At 59.0% G+C, this 2,846-nt stretch carries 4 protein-coding genes; all 4 read right to left on the reverse strand.

Annotated elements, in window-relative coordinates; genetic code table 11:
• Positions 1-113: 113 nt before the first annotated feature.
• The gene (locus CO671_RS34645) at positions 114-419 is read right to left on the reverse strand and encodes a hypothetical protein (protein ID WP_009996984.1); all 306 of its coding nucleotides are present in this window, start codon (positions 417-419) and stop codon (positions 114-116) included.
• Positions 419-1,894 (reverse strand): IS66 family transposase, encoded by a 1,476-nt coding sequence (locus tag CO671_RS32975; RefSeq protein ID WP_029875541.1) that lies wholly within the window; start codon positions 1,892-1,894, stop codon positions 419-421. The genes CO671_RS34645 and CO671_RS32975 overlap by 1 nt, the downstream gene beginning before the upstream one ends.
• Positions 1,895-1,966: 72 nt before the next feature.
• On the reverse strand, positions 1,967-2,314 hold the full coding sequence (tnpB, locus tag CO671_RS32980; protein WP_009996986.1) for an IS66 family insertion sequence element accessory protein TnpB: 348 nt from the start codon (positions 2,312-2,314) through the stop codon (positions 1,967-1,969).
• On the reverse strand, positions 2,311-2,673 hold the full coding sequence (locus CO671_RS32985) for a transposase (protein ID WP_029875542.1): 363 nt from the start codon (positions 2,671-2,673) through the stop codon (positions 2,311-2,313). The genes tnpB and CO671_RS32985 overlap by 4 nt, the downstream gene beginning before the upstream one ends.
• Positions 2,674-2,846 lie beyond the last annotated feature (173 nt).

The raw sequence follows: 2,846 nt of genomic DNA on the forward strand, positions 1-2,846 counted from the left end.
ACCGCGATAATGACGGCGACTGAGACGATGCGGCCGCCACGCCGGACCTTGAGATAGGTCGCATCCACCGTAAGCGTCCGGCGAACGCATTTTCGGGTGTCGAGAGATGGAATCTATAGGCCGCGTTTCATCTCATCGGCCATGATGCGGTCGATTATTTCAGGATCGCACTGTGTGTCGATGAGGAACTCGCGGATACCGCCGTCCCACGTCCTGATGTCGGCGAGTAGGCTTTGAAGTTCTTCGATGCCATTCTCGGTCAGACCCTTCGTGCCGTCTTCACTGCCATCGCCGACGTAAACCAGTTCGCCTTCGGAGATGTTGTCCGAGTTTGCGGTCACTTCTTCGATCAGTTCGAGGTTTTCGCCGATCATGCCGGCGACTTGGCTGAGTGTGTAGATGAACCTCGAGCGCGCCATCAGGCGGCCTCGCATCGAGCTTTTGCCGGCGTCCAGTTCCAAGGCAGGAGGTCTTCAATTCGGTCTTCGGGGTGATCCTGGATCCGGGTCAGGACATCCGTCAGATAGACCTCTGGATTATGGCCTTGCAGTTTGACCGTCTCGATGATGGTGAGGATGTTGGCGATGCGCTCGCCGCCCTTGTCCGAGCCGGCAAACAGCCAGTTCTTCCTTCCAATTCCAAGCGGACGCATGGCTCGTTCAGCGATGTTGTTGTCGATTTCGACACGGCCATCGTCGATGTAGACGCTCAAGGCTGCCCATCGCGACAGGGCATATCGCATCGCCTCGGCCAGCCTCTGCTTCTGAGGCAAAGTCGAGAGTGTCGCCTCGATCCAGGCCTTGAGTTCGTCCAGAACAGGCCGGGCATGGTGTTGGCGCAGGGTGCGCCGCTCGTCAGCCGACATGCCTCGGATACGGTTCTCGATATCGTAGAGAGCGCCGATGCGTGACAGCGCTTCCTCAGCGATCGGAGACGGCTTGAGCTTTATCACATCATGGAACTTGCGGCGCACATGCGCCATGCAGGCGGCTTCAATGATCTGGTTGCCATAGAGCTTCTTGTAACCCCCGTAGCCGTCGGCATGCATGACGCCGCTGAAGCTTGCCAGGTGATCAGCCGGATGTGCGCCCCTGCGGTCGGGGCTGTAGTAATAGGCAATGGCTGCGGGAGTGGCGGATTGATAGCCACTGCCGTCAAAGACGTAGACCCAGACCCTGCCGGTTTTTGTCTTGCCCCGCCCGGGGTCGAGAACATCGACCGGGGTATCGTCCGTATGTATTCGGTCGAGTGCGGCGATATGGGCCCTGATTAACAGGACAAGTGGTGTCAGCAATGCAGATACCCGGCCGACCCAGTCGGCCATTACGGATCGGGAGATGTCTATCCCCAACCGGTCGTACATCTCTGACAGGCGGTAGAGGGGAATGTGATCGTCGAATTTGGCGATCATGATGTGGGCGAGCAGCCCCGGCCCGGGTTTGCCGCGCTCGATCGGCAAGGTCGGCATCTCGCCAGCCACTGTCGTATCGCATTCCCTGCAGATCATGCGCTTCTCGACATGCCGGACAATCTTGACCGACGCCGGCACGTGCTCCAGCACCTGGACCACTCTGTCGGCCGCCTTCAGGAACGAAGTGCCACCGCAGGTCGGGCAATTGCAGGGAGCTTTCCCGGAGCGCTGTTCAGCCTCGGCCCGGGAGGCCTCGATCTCCTCCAACATCAGCTCGAATTGCTCGATCTTCCTGTCGATCTTTTCCGAAGACGCGCCATGTTGCCGATGTCGGAGAAGCTCCAGTTGCGCGCGAAGAAGCCCGATTATGGAGTCTCGCTTGATGACCTCGGCTTCCTGGCTCTCAAGTTTTGCCGCCTGTTCCGCGACGAGTGCGCGCAAAGTATTGAGCTCGTCCTGACTGTCCAGCGGCGCTGTTTCCATATCCGCGAAACTAGCCGATTTGCCTCTGACGCACCAGCGTTAAGCTTCCCATGCCCCTGCAAAATATAGCTTTTATCCCGTTCGGCCGGGAGCGGAAGTCCACGCCGGGCGTCGCCAATCGATCCCCTCAACGAGCATCGAAAGCTGCGCCTGCGTCAGGTGCGCTACACCCTCTTTCGCCGTCGGCCAGGGAAAGTATCCGCGCTCCAAAATCTTGTAGAACAGACAGAACCCCTGGCCATCCCACCAAAGAAGCTTGATCCGGTCCGCGCGTTTTCCGCGAAAGCCGAAGATTGCGCCCGAGCCCGGTGCCTCCCTCACGACCGTCTCGACCAGCGCGGACAGACCATCAATGCCACGCCGCATATCGGTCACTCCGCAGGCCAGATAGACCCTCACATTCCCCGATGGGCCGATCATACCGCCTCCACGCAAGCGACGAGCGGGCCAAGCAGCTTCAACTCAACGTCAACCGCAACCTTCAAGCTCCGACCGTTTCGAAGCAAGATCTCAACGATCGTCGGCCTTGTTGCTGCGGTAGACGGCTGGCTTACGCCAACCTCCTCCGTGATTTCCACCGGGAGGAACACCGTCGGCCGATCGGCATAGTTGAATGATTGCCGCCACAAGCGGATCTGGCCCGGATGAATGTCGTGCCGGCGCGCCACATCGCCAATGCGAGCACCGGGCTCATCAGCTTCCGCAAGTATCCTCAGCTTCGCCTCGTCCGACCAACGCCGTCTGCGCTCGGTACCGGACATGATCTCTATGCGAGCCATGAAACCTCTTCGTTCTGGTATTAATGTCAGCACTAATGCTGGTTCTAATGCCAGAACATCGCCTGATTTGGCCGATCAGCAAAAACAGCTCACCGTACGCTCACCATCCACCACAGGTCGTCGACAGAACGAGTCGAGATTCCCTGGATATACGCTTCCTGGATAACGGCCGT

The sequence above is a fragment of the Rhizobium sp. M10 genome, assembly GCF_002531955.1.
GTDB lineage: Bacteria > Pseudomonadota > Alphaproteobacteria > Rhizobiales > Rhizobiaceae > Rhizobium > Rhizobium etli_C.